Annotated in this window: 12 protein-coding genes and 1 pseudogene; 5 read left to right on the forward strand and 8 right to left on the reverse strand. The window is 63.5% G+C overall.

Annotation, left to right across the window (positions count from 1 at the left end; translation table 11 throughout):
* Positions 1 to 399 precede the first annotated feature (399 nt).
* Both C0Z19_RS28555 and C0Z19_RS00725 read left to right on the forward strand, forming a co-directional pair.
* Positions 400 to 756: pseudogene (locus tag C0Z19_RS28555) on the forward strand (DAK2 domain-containing protein); the annotation flags it as partial.
* Positions 757 to 859: 103 nt separating this feature from the next.
* A complete protein-coding gene (locus C0Z19_RS00725) occupies positions 860 to 1,798 on the forward strand; it encodes a LysR family transcriptional regulator (protein ID WP_102608146.1) in 939 nt (312 codons plus the stop codon).
* Between the two features lie 56 nt (positions 1,799 to 1,854).
* Here C0Z19_RS00725 and C0Z19_RS00730 read toward each other — a convergent pair whose 3' ends face one another.
* The 3 genes from C0Z19_RS00730 to C0Z19_RS00740 form a co-directional block, all read right to left on the reverse strand.
* Entirely contained in the window at positions 1,855 to 2,637 is a 783-nt protein-coding gene (locus C0Z19_RS00730; RefSeq protein WP_102608147.1) for a substrate-binding domain-containing protein, read from the reverse strand.
* Between the two features lie 53 nt (positions 2,638 to 2,690).
* On the reverse strand, positions 2,691 to 3,989 hold the full coding sequence (locus tag C0Z19_RS00735) for an MFS transporter (protein WP_102607877.1): 1,299 nt from the start codon (positions 3,987 to 3,989) through the stop codon (positions 2,691 to 2,693).
* 179 nt (positions 3,990 to 4,168) lie between these two features.
* Positions 4,169 to 5,053 carry a DMT family transporter gene (locus tag C0Z19_RS00740; RefSeq protein WP_102607878.1) on the reverse strand — a complete coding sequence of 295 codons (885 nt, stop codon included), beginning with the start codon at positions 5,051 to 5,053 and terminating at the stop codon, positions 4,169 to 4,171.
* Between the two features lie 123 nt (positions 5,054 to 5,176).
* Here C0Z19_RS00740 and C0Z19_RS00745 point away from each other — a divergent pair, with 123 nt between their 5' ends.
* A complete protein-coding gene (locus tag C0Z19_RS00745) occupies positions 5,177 to 6,583 on the forward strand; it encodes an aminotransferase-like domain-containing protein (protein ID WP_102607879.1) in 1,407 nt (468 codons plus the stop codon).
* 27 nt (positions 6,584 to 6,610) lie between these two features.
* On the opposite strand, the gene C0Z19_RS00750 is transcribed toward C0Z19_RS00745, so the two are convergent.
* The 5 genes from C0Z19_RS00750 to gabT form a co-directional block, all read right to left on the reverse strand.
* Complete coding sequence (locus tag C0Z19_RS00750; RefSeq protein ID WP_425330254.1) at positions 6,611 to 7,015, reverse strand: DUF1330 domain-containing protein; 405 nt, start codon at positions 7,013 to 7,015, stop codon at positions 6,611 to 6,613.
* Between the two features lie 145 nt (positions 7,016 to 7,160).
* On the reverse strand, positions 7,161 to 8,276 hold the full coding sequence (locus C0Z19_RS00755) for a succinylglutamate desuccinylase/aspartoacylase family protein (protein ID WP_102607881.1): 1,116 nt from the start codon (positions 8,274 to 8,276) through the stop codon (positions 7,161 to 7,163).
* 188 nt (positions 8,277 to 8,464) lie between these two features.
* Positions 8,465 to 9,235 carry an ABC transporter substrate-binding protein gene (locus C0Z19_RS00760; protein WP_102607882.1) on the reverse strand — a complete coding sequence of 257 codons (771 nt, stop codon included), beginning with the start codon at positions 9,233 to 9,235 and terminating at the stop codon, positions 8,465 to 8,467.
* Positions 9,236 to 9,572: 337 nt separating this feature from the next.
* Complete coding sequence (locus C0Z19_RS00765) at positions 9,573 to 11,042, reverse strand: NAD-dependent succinate-semialdehyde dehydrogenase (RefSeq protein WP_102607883.1); 1,470 nt, start codon at positions 11,040 to 11,042, stop codon at positions 9,573 to 9,575.
* Between the two features lie 52 nt (positions 11,043 to 11,094).
* Positions 11,095 to 12,378, reverse strand: a complete 1,284-nt coding sequence (gene gabT, locus C0Z19_RS00770; protein WP_102607884.1) for a 4-aminobutyrate--2-oxoglutarate transaminase — start codon at positions 12,376 to 12,378, stop codon at positions 11,095 to 11,097.
* A 318-nt stretch (positions 12,379 to 12,696) separates the two neighbouring features.
* Between gabT and C0Z19_RS00775 the strand changes: the two genes are divergently transcribed.
* Positions 12,697 to 13,737, forward strand: coding sequence for a M14 family zinc carboxypeptidase (locus C0Z19_RS00775; RefSeq protein ID WP_102608148.1), 1,041 nt, complete (start codon positions 12,697 to 12,699; stop codon positions 13,735 to 13,737).
* Entirely contained in the window at positions 13,734 to 14,516 is a 783-nt protein-coding gene (locus C0Z19_RS00780; RefSeq protein ID WP_102607885.1) for an alpha/beta fold hydrolase, read from the forward strand. The genes C0Z19_RS00775 and C0Z19_RS00780 overlap by 4 nt, the downstream gene beginning before the upstream one ends.
* The last annotated feature ends 26 nt before the right edge of the window (positions 14,517 to 14,542 follow it).

Below are 14,542 nucleotides of genomic sequence, written 5' to 3' on the forward strand. Positions count from 1 at the left end.
GTAGAAGGCGTTGATGACTATGGCGCCGTTTCGGTGCGGCGCAGGTATTCCGAGCGACGCATGGCTGAGTCGATCTTGCTTGTTGCGATGCGTTTGCTTGCGGCCGCAGTCTTCGTCGCTTTCATCAGACGCGCGCGTTCGGCATCCGTACGGCGACGATGCGCAGGCGCGCGCGGCCAATCGTCGAGTGACGATCCTCCTCCAGTACTGAGCAGGCTCGACGGCAGCGCCGCGCGCCGAACATTTCTTCGGTGCGGCCGCACGCAACCCGCAGCGTTGGTCACGCTCGACTCGCAATTGGCAATTGAAGGACGAAGTCTGGCTCAATCCGGAGCGCGCGCTCCGAGCCGAATTAAAGCAGTGCGCGTGAAGCGACGCGACAACTACGTTGACAAACACCGCCTCGCAGATCATAAGACTCCGACGGCGTTGGATTGGGCCGCGGCCATGCGCGGCGCAGCCGACGCGATCGGCGAACTGGGCGGAGCAAAGCCCGGGGATCGTACGATGCTCGACGCGCTGGTACCAGCCGTGGACGCATTCGAGCGCGAGCTCAAATCCGGCTACGACGCGAACAAGGCCTGGGCGGCCGCAGTAAGTGCAGCGGAATCCGGAGCCAGCGATACGGCGCACATGGCGCCGCGCGCGGGACGCGCGAGCTATCTGGGGGCACGTGCGATTGGATCGCCTGACGGCGGTGCCGTCGCGATCGCGTGCTGGCTGAAGGCCTTACAGCCGTATATCGCCGCACGTTAGCCGATTCCTGAAGTATCGCGACGCGTCGGCACGATTCTCCGTCCGTCGCGTCGCTGCTTCTGATTCAGGCAAAATGCCCGCAATAGGCGACGGAGGATGGTTCGTGGGCATTAACTTCGACTTGAATGATTTGCAGGCTTTTCGAGCCGTGGTGGAACTGGGAAGCTTCCGCAGGGCCGCCGAGGCGGTCAACATCTCCCAACCGGCTCTGAGCCGCCGAATCGAGAAACTCGAAGAAGCGCTCGGCGTGCGCCTCTTCGAGCGCACCACACGCAGCGTCACGCTCACCACCGTCGGCCGCGTGTTCGCCCCGAGTGCCGAGCAACTGCTCGACGATCTCGATGTCGCGCTGCTGGGCATCCGCGACGTCTCGTCCAGCCGATTGGGCCATGTCACCATCGCCTGCGTACCGTCGGTGGCCTACTATTTCCTGCCGAACGTCATTGCGAGCTATCACCGCCGCTTTCCGCGCATCCGGGTCAAACTACTAGACCTGAGCGCGAACGAGGTGCTTGGCGCCGTAATCGGCGGCGAAGCCGATTTTGGCGTGAGCTTCATGGGCAGTCAGGAATCGGAGGTCGAATTCAAGGTGTTGTTGCAGGAACGGTTCGTTGCCGCATGCCGTCGTGACCATCCCCTCGCGCACAAGAAACGCGTGACATGGAGCGAGATGTACGAGCACGAGTATCTGTCCGTCGATAAGACATCCGGCAACCGCCTGCTGCTCGACCAGGCGCTCGCCGCCGTGGCGCCGCGCGCCCCGAGCGTCTGCGAGACGCGCCACGTCACCACCATGTTGGGGCTGATCGAAGCGGGGCTCGGCGTCGCCGCAGTGCCTTCGATGGCGATGCCCGGGCCCGATCACCCCGTCCTCACAAGCGTACCTCTCGTCGAACCGGTGGTGAGACGACGCATCGGTATCGTGAGACGGCGCGGGCGGCCGCTGACCCCGGCCGCCCAGGAGTTTCACCGGGAGATCATGGAGATGAAGCGCGTCAGCGCCGAACCGCACACCAGGTCACGCAGAAGAGCGGCTTCGTGATCCCCGCCGCGGGCAGGCTGAACGAGGCAACCGCTACCCAACTGTTACCCCATCGCTCAATGCGCGTCGACGGAGTCGAGCCCGGTTGATCTGACTTCCGGCTGCACGCCGGGCGAAGCGAGAAAATCGAGCAGGGCCTTGGCCTGGTCGGGATGTTGCGCGCCGACCGGAATGCCCGCGGCGAAACGCGTGACGGACTGCAGGGAATCGGGAATCTTTCCGACGAAGGTTGCGCCCTTGACGGGCAGCAGCTCGCTGACCTGCTGGAAGCCGACCTCGTAGGCGCCGTTTGCTACCACCGACGCCACGGGAATTCGCGGAATCATCTTCGCCTTTGACGTGACCTGCTCCTCGATGCCGAGCTTTTTAAACAGTTCTCGCTCGATATAGACGCCGCTGGCACTGTCCGAATAGGCGATCGACTTCGCATGAAGCAGTGTTTGCCGGAGCGCTTCGACAGTGCCGATATCGGGCTTCGCCGTCCCTTCGCGCACGACCATGCCGATGCGCGAATCGGCCAACTCTACGCGCGATCCCGGGACGATCCTGCCTTTCCGGATCAGATCGTCGAGCGCATATCCCACCATGATGACGGCGTCGGCGGGCTCGCCGCGATCGAGGCGGTTCGGAATCGCCTCGGGTGACTTGCCCATCGACGGGCCAAGCGCGGTATCGAGCGTATTGCCCGTCGCGGACGCGAACCTTGGGCCGAGCACTTTGTACGCGGCGGTGAAGCCGCCCGAAGTCATGACATGCAGCTCGGCGGCTCGTACGTTCGCTGCGGCGACGGACGTCACTACGAGCGCCGCAGTGAATAGCTTAAGAAGGAGATTTTTCATGAACGCAGGCGTATGGGCGTTTGTGTTCTGAAGCATGGCGGAGGAGATTCGTGTCAGTGCGCGGGAGTCAGCGCTGGTGCGCGGCGACGATAGAGCGCAAGCGTCGCAGACAGGCCGCAAATGGCGGCGAAGCTCATCCAGTAGCCCGGCGCGGCCTTGTCCCCGGTGACATGAATGAGGCCCGTCGAGATCGCGGGCGTGAATCCGCCGAACACCGCCGTCGCGAGGCTGTAGGCCAGCGAGAACCCCGCGACACGCACTTCCGCTGGCATCACTTCCGTCAGCGCAACGACCATTGCGCCGTTATAGATGCCGTACATGAACGAGAGCCACAGCAGCGTGACCAGCATGTTGACGAAGCTCGGCGCATGAGCGAGCAGCGACAGTGCCGGGTACGAAGTTGCGACGGCGAGCGCAGTCATGCCGAGCAGAAGCGGCCGGCGTCCGATTCTGTCGGAGAGCGCGCCGCCAATCGGCAGCCATATGAAGTTCGACACGCCGACGCACAGCGTGACGAGCAGGCTATCCGCGGTGCTCAGATGCAGGACCTTCTTGCCGAAGGTAGGCGCATAGACCGTGATGAGGTAGAAGCTCGCGGTGGTCATTGCGACCAGCATCATGCCGGCGATAACGACGGTCCAGTTCTGGAGGAGCGTGGCGAACGCTTCCTTCATGCTGGGACGATGCTGGCGGGCCTTGAACTCCTGTGTTTCGCTGAGATTGCGACGCAGCATGAAGATGAACGGCACGATCATGCATCCGACGAAGAATGGCGCGCGCCATCCCCATGCCGCGATGGCCGTCGCGTCCAGCGATTGATTGAGTGCAAAGCCCAGGCCTGCGGCCGCGACGATCGCGACCTGCTGGCTCGCAGACTGCCAGCTTGTGAAGAAGCCCTTGCGGCCCGGCGTGGCCATCTCTGCGAGATACACGGACACCCCACCGAGTTCCGCGCCCGCGGAGAAGCCCTGCAACAGTCGCCCAACCAGCACGAGCGCCGGCGCCAGCAGGCCGATCGTGGCGTAACCGGGCACGAACGCTATCAGGATCGTACCGCTCGCCATAATCGAGAGCGTGACGATGAGGCCCTTGCGGCGGCCCACGTCATCGATATAGGCCCCCAGGACGATTGCGCCCAGGGGGCGCATCAGGAAGCCGGCGCCGAAGACCGCGAAGGTCATCATCAGCGAGGCGAAATCGCTTGTGGCCGGAAAGAAGACGTGGGCGATCTGCGTGGCATAGAAGCCGAACAGAAAGAAGTCGAATTGCTCCAGAAAATTCCCGGCCGTCACGCGGAAAACCGCGGTGGCCTTCGATTGCCCGGACATCACGGTGGAAGGCGAGGGGTGCATCGCGTTGTCTCCAAAAATCTTAAGACCGCCAGTGCTCCGGCGGCATCGTTTCGCAGATGTTCGCGCGAAAGATGCAACACGATAAGTGCAATGTTTTGAACGATTGATGTCCAAACGTTATCAATCGAGCCCGCGCTGCGTGGGTGGCAGCCGCTGCGGGGCGGCAGCGTGAATGTCCTTCACGGCCGACGCACTGCGACTGTGCGCGAAAAGTGCCTGGCGCCAGCGACGCACGTCACTACGGCGATGGCGACCACGATCATCGCGGCCGGAACCTTTTCGTGCAGCAGTGCGGCGGCCAGCATCAGGCCAAAGAACGGTTGTAACAGCTGCAGTTGGCCGACGCCGGCGATTCCACCCAACGCGAGGCCTCGATACCAAAACACGAAGCCGATCAGCATACTGAATAGCGATACATAGGCGAGCCCCCACAGTGCGGGTTGGCCGACATGGTCGAACGTCGCCGGTCGCATCCACCATGAAAGCGGCAACATGATCGGCAGCGAAAGCACGAGCGCCCAGGAGATCACCTGCCAGCCGCCGAGGCGGCGCGACAGACGTGCGCCTTCAGCGTAGCCCAGCCCGCACACGACGATCGCGAGCAGCATCAGCACATCCCCGATCGGAGAAGCGCTGACGCCGTTGCGCATCGCGAACGCGATGACCGCGCCGCTGCCCAGCGCAGAGAAAACCCAGAACGGCATTTGCGGGCGCTCTCCGCCGCGCAGGACACCGAAGATCGCCGTCGCCAGCGGCAACAGCCCGACAAAGACGATTGCATGCGCCGAGGTGATGTGGCGCAGCGCCAGCGCCGTCAGCAGAGGGAAGCCAAGCACCACGCCGAGCGCGACCAGCAACAGCGGAAAGAGGTCGCGGCGCTCGGGCCGCGCTTCGCGATACCCGAGGAGCAGAAGGAAACCGAGAACGCCCGCGATCGTCGCACGGGCGCACGTGACGAAAATCGGGTCGAGGCTCTGCACCGCAAGACGGGTGGCGGGCAGCGAGCCGCTAAAAATCAATACGCCCAGCAGTCCGCTGAGCCATCCATCCGTCGTCTTTTTCATGCTGCCTTCAAGTGTCGATAACCGGGCCATTATCGATCTCGTGGACGACAAGGGGTAAGCTACGGATCGGCACAATTTGATCAAACTGTACTCGACAAATGTCAGTACAGTTGTGGGGGCGATATGGCAGAAGTCGGGTTGAAACCGGCGTCGCACACGCGGGTGGGCGCGGTAATGGATACGCTGTACGAGCGCATCGCCAACCGCTCGCTCATGCCCGGTGCGCGCGTGCCGTCGATTCGAATGATGGCGGACGCACTAGGCCTGTCCAAATCGACAGTCGTCGAAGCGTATGACCGCCTGGTGGGCGAAGGCGTCCTCGTTGCTCGCCGCGGAGCGGGCTTTTTTGTGGCCGGGCATGCACCGCCGCTCGCCCTGGCCGATCTTGGGCCGCAGCTCGACCGCGCTGTCGATCCGCTTTGGCTCACGCGACAGGCGCTGGAAACGGGCGGCCAAGCCGTCCGTCCCGGGTGCGGGTGGCTCCCGCCGTCATGGTTGCCCGAGGACAATATGCGTCGCGCCTTACGCGTGGTAGCACGCGACCCGCACAGTTCGCTGGTCGAATATGCCACGCCCGCGGGGTTGCCCGCATTGAGGCAGCATTTGGCGTGGCGTCTTGCACAGCAGGGCATCGACGCCGAGCCCTCGCAAATCGTCCTGACCGACGGCGGCACGCATGCGCTCGATCTCATTTGCCGGTTCCTGCTCGAGCCCGGCGACACGGTACTGTTGGACGACCCTTGTTACTTCAATTTTCAAGCGCTGTTGCTGGCGCACAGGGTGTCGATCGTCGGCGTGCCCTATACGCCGAACGGGCCGGATCTGCGCTGCTTCGAGCGCGCATTGATCGAGCATCGCCCGCGCTTGTACATTTGCAACGCGGCGATTCACAATCCGACCGGCGGCACACTGAGTCAGACGGTGGCGCATCGGTTATTGAAACTTGCGGACGAACATAACCTGCTGATCGTCGAAGACGACATCTTCGCGGACTTCGAATCGGAACCTTCGCCGCGTCTTGCGGCGCTCGATGGGCTTGCACGCGTCGTATCGATCGGCAGTTTCTCGAAGACGCTGTCCGCTGCCATGCGCTGCGGCTATATCGTCGCGCGCCAGGAATGGATCGAGCCGCTGATCGATTTGAAGCTGGCGACTTCGTTCGGCAGCGGCCAAATCGCCGCCGCCGTTGTCCACCGCCTGCTCGTGGATGGCACGTATCGGCGGCACGTGGACGCGCTACGCGTCAAACTCGCCGACGCAATGAGCGAGGCGATCAGGCGGCTCACGCTGATCGGCCTGGACGTGTGGACGCGCCCGCGCGCGGGTATGTTCCTTTGGACCCGGCTGCCGGAGGGCCTCGATGCGGCACGCGTGGCGCGTCACGCGCTCAGCGAGAACGTGATCCTGGCGCCGGGCAACGTTTTCGGCACGTCGGAGCAAGCGGCGCAATTCATGCGGTTCAATGTGTCGCAGTGCAAGGGGCCGAAGGTGTATGAAGTGCTAAGGCGCGCCATGGACGCAGCAACCTGACGGGTTGCGTTCCTCGCGCGAGCGCGGTCAGGCGGCGGTCAGAATGTCGGTCGCCTGATGGCCGGGAGAAACGCCGTCGATCAAGATGACATCGCCGACGGAATTGCGCGTGCGCAGCGGCAGAAGCCGCTGATAAGCAGACGACTCGTACCAGCTGCGAGCGTGATCGAGGTCAGGGAAGGCTATGGCGATCACGTCCTCATTCCATTGCCCCTCGACAACGGTCCGCTTGCCCCCGTGAATGACGAACTGCCCTTCGAAAGGGCGCAGCGTATCGTCGATGCCGGCGAGGTAGGCCTTGATTTCGGCCCCCATCCTGACATTGCTGAGGCGCGCGATTGCATAGGCGGTCATAACGTTGCTCCTTGGGGCGATGCGTTCGTCGAGGGAATGCGTAGCCCCAAGTTTGCCGAGCCGGCCGACGCCGCTCAATTACCTCTCAGGTAACGAATGCGAGGCGTTTCAGTGACGAGCGAATCGGGTGCGCCACAGAAAAGAGCTCCGGCCATCCGAAATCCATGGAAAACGAAGCCTTCAGTGCCTGCCCGGGCGGACGCAACGATAAGCCGGCCCGCGCTCAGGCCGAAAGCAGGCTGCCGCTGCGCACCGGCTTCGATCCCGCGATGCGCGCCACCTCCATGCCGGCCGTTGCAAAGCGTACCCGGTGCCGGGCATAAAGTACCCCGGCGACGCTGGCGCGGACCGTTTCGACACGATCGCTCAGCGGATCGACTATGTCGGCGATTTCCTGACCGGCTTCGATCCAGATCCCCGCCGGCGTGCGGAACACGAGTACGCCGGAAATCGGCGCAATCAGCGGCTCCGTGCCCGCGAGCGGCGTAGCCGGGAACGCAAGCGGCGGAAGATGCGCCGGCGTGCCCTCGATCAGCTCGCGGTGCGTCAGGTATTCGACGATCGCTTGCGAATCGTGCTCGGCATGCCCGTATGAAACATCGGCTTGGCCGCGCAGCTCGACCGTCACCGAGATCGAGCCGTTCGGTATCGGGAAGCGGCTGCCAAAGCGCGTGCGCAATTCCGACCAGCAGAAGCTGTGGATCTCGTCGAATGGATTGCCGATCGAATTGAGCGCGAGCAGCGATGCCTTGGCGTCAAGGTAGCGCGCGAGCGGTTCAACCTCGGGCCAGAGCTCGGGATTCGTATACAGATGCATCGCGCCTTCGAAGTCGCAATGCAGATCGAGGACGATGTCGGCATCGAACGACAACCGCTGCAAGGCCAGCCGTTGCGATTCGAGCTCGGTACGCGGCGTTTGCGCCGCCAGCGCTTCGCCCATCGTTTCGCGCACGGCGCGCAGGTTGGCGTGCGCGTCGCCGGTCAGTCGACCTTCGATGTGCGGCGTCACGAGCGCCGTCAGATCATAAAAATTGCGGTTGAAGTTCGTCGCCGTATTGGCCTCGAAGCGGCCGATCATCTGCCCGAGCACATGCTGATTGAGCCCGATCGGATTCGGCACGGGCACGACGACGAATTCGGCGCGCAGCTTGCCGGCCGCTTCAAGCGCGGCCAGCTTGCGGCGCAACTCCCATGCGACGAGCATGCCCGGCAGTTCGTCCGCATGCAGCGACGATTGCACATAGACTTTCTTGCCGCCTTCCGGGCCGTAATGGAAGCTCGTCAATGTGCGCCCGGTGCCGAGCGACGGGGAAATCAGCGGATGTATTTTCTTTTGCATGTCGATTGTCGGCGCCGCGCAAGCACGCCGTGCAACGAGGGAAGGGTGTTCGATTGTACGTCGGCTGCGGCGCAGCATTCAAAGAATGCGAAAGCAAGATGCAATAAAAAGGGCTCCGGTTTCACGCGGAGCCCCCTGGCCTGGTCTTGCGAGGCCGCCGGGCAGCCGTGCCGCCCGGACGCGGATCGTCAGCCCTTCGGCGCGACGTCGAAGTCGAAGTACTTCTTCTCGATCTTCTGGTACGTACCGTCCTTCATCATGCCGTCGATCGCTTTGTCGACAGCTGCCTTCAGATCCGTGTCTTCCTTGCGCAGACCCATGGCGGCCGCGCCGCTCGGAATCGCGTCGCCGACCTGTTGGAAGGCGGCACCGCGCGGCTGCTTCAGGAAGCCGAGGTCAGCCTGCACCTTGTCCTGCAACGCGGCGTCGAGACGGCCCGACAACAGGTCCTGATAAACCTGATCCTGATTCTGGTAGGGCACGACCTTCACGCCCTTGGCTTCCCAGTTCGTCTTGGCGTACGTTTCCTGGATCGTGCCTTGCTCCACGCCAACCGACTTGCCCTTCAGCGAATCGGCCGTCGGCAGCAGGCCCGAGCCCTTTTTCGCCACGAGCGCCGTGGGGGTTTCGAACAGCGGCTTCGAGAAAGCAATCTGCTTTTCGCGGTCAGGCGTGATCGTCATCGACGACAGCACGCCGTCGAACTTCTTGGCCTTCAATCCCGGGATCATGCCGTCGAAGTCGTTTTCCACCCACACGCACTTCGCATGCATGCGCTTGCAGATTTCATTGCCGAGATCGATATCGAAACCGACGAGCTTGCCGTCAGAAGCTTTGGATTCGAAGGGGGCGTAGCTCGCGTCGACACCGAACCTGATTTGCTTCCAGTCTTTTGCTTGCGCCACACCGCCCGAGACGGCGAGCGTGGCGATGGTCACGGCGGCTAACAATTTTTTCACGTTGACTCCTCGAGTGGTTCGATCGACCCCGATGCCGCTGGGTAAGCGCGCATCGGGATGCCGCCCGGCATGGCAGGCGGCCCGGTGGTTTACTGGCTGCCGAGTGCGGCAGCGCGGCGCAAAGGATACCAAGACAAATTGAGGCGCTGCTAGTAAAACACCGGTTGGCGCGCAAACGCAACATGTCGAAAAAGCGCGCATTGCCTTTCGAATCGAAAGCGCGGCATTGCATCGCAGGCGGCCGCGCTATTCCGAAGAGCGATTCCTCTAGTCTTGAGCAATGTTCCGCATTGTTTTGGAATCGCTATTAAATCAACGTGTTAAATGCCTGGGCGCGTCAAATACCCATGCACAGATACTTGATGACGACGTATTCGTCGATGCCGTAATGCGATCCTTCGCGCCCGAGCCCCGATTGCTTGACGCCGCCGAACGGGGACACTTCATTCGAAATAATGCCGGTATTGATGCCGACCATCCCGTATTCGAGCGCTTCGGCCACGCGCCAGACGCGGCCGATGTCGCGGCTGTAGAAGTACGCGGCGAGACCGAATTCCGTATCGTTCGCGAGCCGCACGACTTCGTCGTCGCTTGCGAATTTGAACAGCGGCGCGACGGGCCCGAAAGTCTCTTCCCGCGCCACTTTCATGTCCGACGTGACGCCCGTCAGGATCGTCGGCTCGAAGAAATTGTGGCCGAGCGCGTGGCGCTTGCCACCCGCAACGACGTGGGCACCCTTCGATACGGCGTCTTCGATATGCGACTCGACTTTTGCCAATGCGGCATCGTTGATCAGCGGGCCTTGCGTCACGCCGGCCTCGGTGCCACGGCCGACTTTCAACTGTTGTTCGACGGCTGCGCGCAGCTTCTCGGCGAAGGCGTCGTAGACCTTTTCGTGAACGTAGAAACGGTTCGCGCAGACGCAGGTCTGGCCGCTGTTGCGGTATTTGGACGCGATCGCGCCGATGACGGCTGCGTCGAGATCGGCGTCGTCGAACACGATGAACGGAGCGTTGCCGCCGAGCTCCAGCGACACCTTCTTGACCGTCGGCGCACATTGCTGCATCAACAGCCGGCCCACCGCGGTCGAGCCCGTGAACGAGAGCTTGCGCACGAGCGCGTTGCTCGTCATTTCCGCGCCGATCGCTTTCGGCTCGCCCGTCACGATGCTCAAAACGCCGGCCGGCAGGCCGGCGCGTTCGGCCAGCACGGCCAGCGCCAGCGCGGAAAGCGGCGTGGCTTCGGCTGGCTTGACGACGATCGGGCAGCCGGCCGCCAAGGCGGGGCCTACTTTCCGCGTGATCATCGCGGCCGGGAAGTTCCACGGAGTGATCGCCGCGCAGACACCCACCGGCTCCTTGACGACGACGATGCGTTTATCGGCCGTGGGGCTCGGGATCGTATCGCCATAGACGCGCTTGGCTTCCTCGCCGAACCACTCGAAGAACGACGCCGCATAGGCGATCTCGCCCTTCGCTTCGGCCAGCGGCTTGCCTTGCTCGGCCGTCATGAGCGCGGCGAGGTCGTCGGCATTGGCGAGCATCAGCTCGCTCCATTTGCGCAGCACCGCGGCGCGCGCTTTCGCGGGCTGTGCCCGCCACGCCGCCCAGGCTTCGTTCGCCGCTTCGATGGCGCGGCGCGTTTCGGCCGCGCCCATCTGCGGCACAGTGGCAAGCACGCCGCCCGTGGCCGGGTTGCGCACCTCGAAGGAGGCGCCGCTCTCGGCGTCCTGCCAGCTGCCTGCAATGAATGCCTTCGTCTTCAGCAACGAAGGGTCTTTCAGATCGATCGGTTCCAGGTTCTGCATGTCCACTCCAACGCGTCAATCGGAAAAGCGGGGAAAGCGCAAAGAAACGAGCTTACGCCATTGCGCCTACACTTTCCTTCAATGCCTCTTCGAGCAGGCCCAGCGCTTCGTCGAAGACGGACGACTCGATGGTGAGCGGAAACAGGAAGCGAATGACGTTGCCGTACGCGCCGCAAGAGAGCAGCAGCAAGCCACGTTCGAGCGCGCGCGCCTGCACGCGCTTGACGAAATCGGCGTCGGGCGTGCCGCTGCCAGGCTTGACGAATTCGGCAGCGATCATTGCACCCGGGCCGCGCACGTCGATCATCTGCGGCACGTCGGCACGCAGCGCTTCGAGGCGCGCTTTGAGCTTTTCGCCCAGTTCCACCGCGCGCTCGCACAGGCGCTCTTCGTCGATGATGTCGAGCACCGCATGCGCCGATGCCAACGCGAGCGGATTGCCGGCGTACGTGCCGCCGAGCCCGCCCGGTGCGGCGGCATCCATCAGATCGGCCCGGCCGACGACGCCCGACAACGGCATGCCGCCCGCCAGGCTTTTGGCCATCGTGGTGAGATCCGCGGCGACGTCGTAATGCTCCATCGCAAAAAGCTTGCCGGTCCGCGCGAAGCCCGTTTGGACTTCATCGGCGATGAGGACGATGCCATGCTCGTCGCAGATCCGGCGCAAACCCCGCACGAATTCGGGCGGCGCGACGTAGAAGCCGCCTTCGCCCTGCACGGGTTCGAAGATGATCGCAGCCACGCGCGTCGGCTCGATGTCGGCTTTCAGCAGCGTTTCGACGGCGCGCAACGAATCGGCGGTCGAGATGCCCTGAACGGGGTTCGGGAACGGCGCATGATAAACGTCTGACGGGAACGGGCCGAAGCCGATCTTGTAAGGGGCGACCTTGCCGGTGAGCGCCATGCCCATCAACGTGCGGCCGTGGAACCCGCCGGCGAACGCGATGACGCCGGGGCGGCCGGTGGCCGCGCGCGCGATCTTCACGGCGTTCTCGACGGCTTCGGCGCCCGTCGTGAAGAAGGCCGTTTTCTTAGGTTGGGCGCCCGGTGCGCGCGCGTTGATTTTTTCCGCGAGTTCGACGTACGATGCGTACGGCACGATCTGATAAGCCGTGTGGGTGAAGCGGTCCAACTGCTCGCGAATAGCGGCGACGACGCGCGGGTGGCGATGCCCCGTATTCACCACGGCGATGCCGGCGGCGAAATCGATGAAGCGACGGCCCTCGATGTCCCAGATCTCGGCGTTCTCGGCACGCGCCGCGTAGAAGTCGCACAGAACGCCAACGCCGCGCGGCGTAGCTGCGTTCTTGCGGGTTTGCAGGTCGGAATTCTTCACAGTGTTCTCCTCGTCTCGCCGGGTCGATGATGGCTTGCCGACGGCCGCGCCGCCGACTGGATAAGGCGACTATAACGAGCTTTGGCTCTTAGCCTCAGAGCCATTTTCGCTAGAACGATGGAGCCACTTTCTCCCCGTTGACCGGCGCGTGGTGGGTGCCCGATCTTTTCGGTGGCTTGCCGAAGGGGCCGGCCGATCCGCGAAAAAACGTGCGGTCGGCGCTCAAGTGAGCGCGGTAAACAGCCTATATTGAGTGAGTCGTCCGCGTTGCCGGGCGCATCCGGTTTGTTCCTTCGTACGACGCTCGGGTTGCAAGCGATGACCGCCGTCCTTTCCTCGTTGCCCGAGACCACCTTCGCCGAGTACGAAGCGCTGAAGCAGATTCTCGATGCCGGTAGTCGGTGCATGACGGTGCGCGCCGTGTGCGATATCAGCGCCCGCGGCCGCACATTTCCGATCTATGTCGCCACACTCGGTTCGCCCGAGCCGCAAGCGCCGGCCCTCGGTTTTTTCGCCGGCATTCATGGGCTCGAACGGATCGGCACGCTGCTGCTGCTCGACTATATGCGGGCGTTGATCGGACGGCTCGAATGGGACGACTTGCTGCAGGAGCAACTGCGCACGATTCGGCTCGTCTTCATGCCGATCGTCAACCCGGGCGGGATGTGGGCCATGACGCGTTCGAACCCGAACGGCGTCGACCTCATGCGCAATGCGCCGCACAACGCGGAAGGGCGCGTGCCGTTCCTGGCCGGCGGTCAGCGGATCGGCCCTTGGTTGCCGTGGTACCGCGGCGCAAGCGGAGCGCCGATGGAGACGGAAGCCACGACGTTGTTGCAGGTGGTCGAGGAGGAACTGCTTTCCCGGCCCCTCAGCTTTGCGCTCGATTGTCATTCGGGCTATGGCTTTCATGACAGCATCTGGTTTCCTTACGCAAAGTCGACAAGGCATATCGCGCACCTGCCGGAAATGTTCGTGCTCAAGGCAATGTTCGACCAGGCCCACCCGCACCATGGCTACCTGTTCGAACCGCAGAGCATGCAGTACCTCGCGCACGGCGACCTATGGGATTGCGCGTACGACCGCTGCCGCGCGCCTTCGATCTTTCTGCCGCTGACGTTGGAGCTTGGCTCGTGGATATGGATCAAGAAGAATCCTGTCCAGATCCTGCGGCGCGAAGGCATGTTCAATCCGATCAAGTCGCACCGCACCGAGCGTGTGCTGCGACGCCATACGAACCTGCTCGACTTCCTCGCGCGTGCGGCCTATGCGTCGCAACGGTGGCTGCCGCAAGGGGCCAGTCGCCAACAGTTGATGACGCGCGCCGTCGAGCATTGGTATCGGAGGCCGCGAGTGTGAGCGCATGGATCTTGCTGCGCGGCTTGACTCGTGAGTCCAGGCACTGGGCGGACTTTCCCGACCATCTGCGTGCTGCCGGAATCGAGGAGCGGATTGTCAGCGCCGATTTGCCCGGTAGCGGTCGTTGGTTTCGCGAAAGGTCGCCATCGGGCATTGCGGCGACGACCGACTTCGTTCGCGATCGGCTGACGAACGAGGGGTATGCGCCGCCATACCGAATCATTGCGCTTTCGCTTGGCGCGATGGTGGCTGTCGATTGGGCGCAGCGCTTTCCCGGCGAAGTCGAGCGGATCGTGCTCATCAACACGAGCCTCGCGCGATTGAGCACGCCCTTCGAGCGGCTGCGCCCGAGCGCCTGGCCGATGATTGCACGAGTGCTGGGACGTTGGCATAGCAGGCGCGCTGCCGAAGCGGTCGTTCATCGGTTGACCTGCCATCGCACCGACAGCTTCGACACGGACCTGACCGCGTGGACGGCAATCTACGAAAGCGCGCCGCCGACGCGCGCAAATGCATTGCGCCAGCTATACGCCGCGGCGCGTTTCCGGGGGCCTTCGGCCGCGCTGCAATGCCCCGTGCTCATACTCGCATCGCGTGCCGACGCGCTCGTGCATTGCGCTTGCTCATCGAAGCTGGCGGCGGCATGGGGCGCGACGCTGATCGCGCATCCCTGGGCCGGACATGACCTCCCGCACGACGATCCCGTCTGGCTGGCCGAGACGATCGCCGCCTGGGTCGGGAATGCCTTGGCTGTCGCGGCGCCGCCGACGGGCGCATAATCGCGCTCACGCGGGCCGGGCAGGCC

The organism is Trinickia soli (assembly GCF_002879855.1).
Classification (GTDB): Bacteria; Pseudomonadota; Gammaproteobacteria; order Burkholderiales; family Burkholderiaceae; genus Trinickia; species Trinickia soli.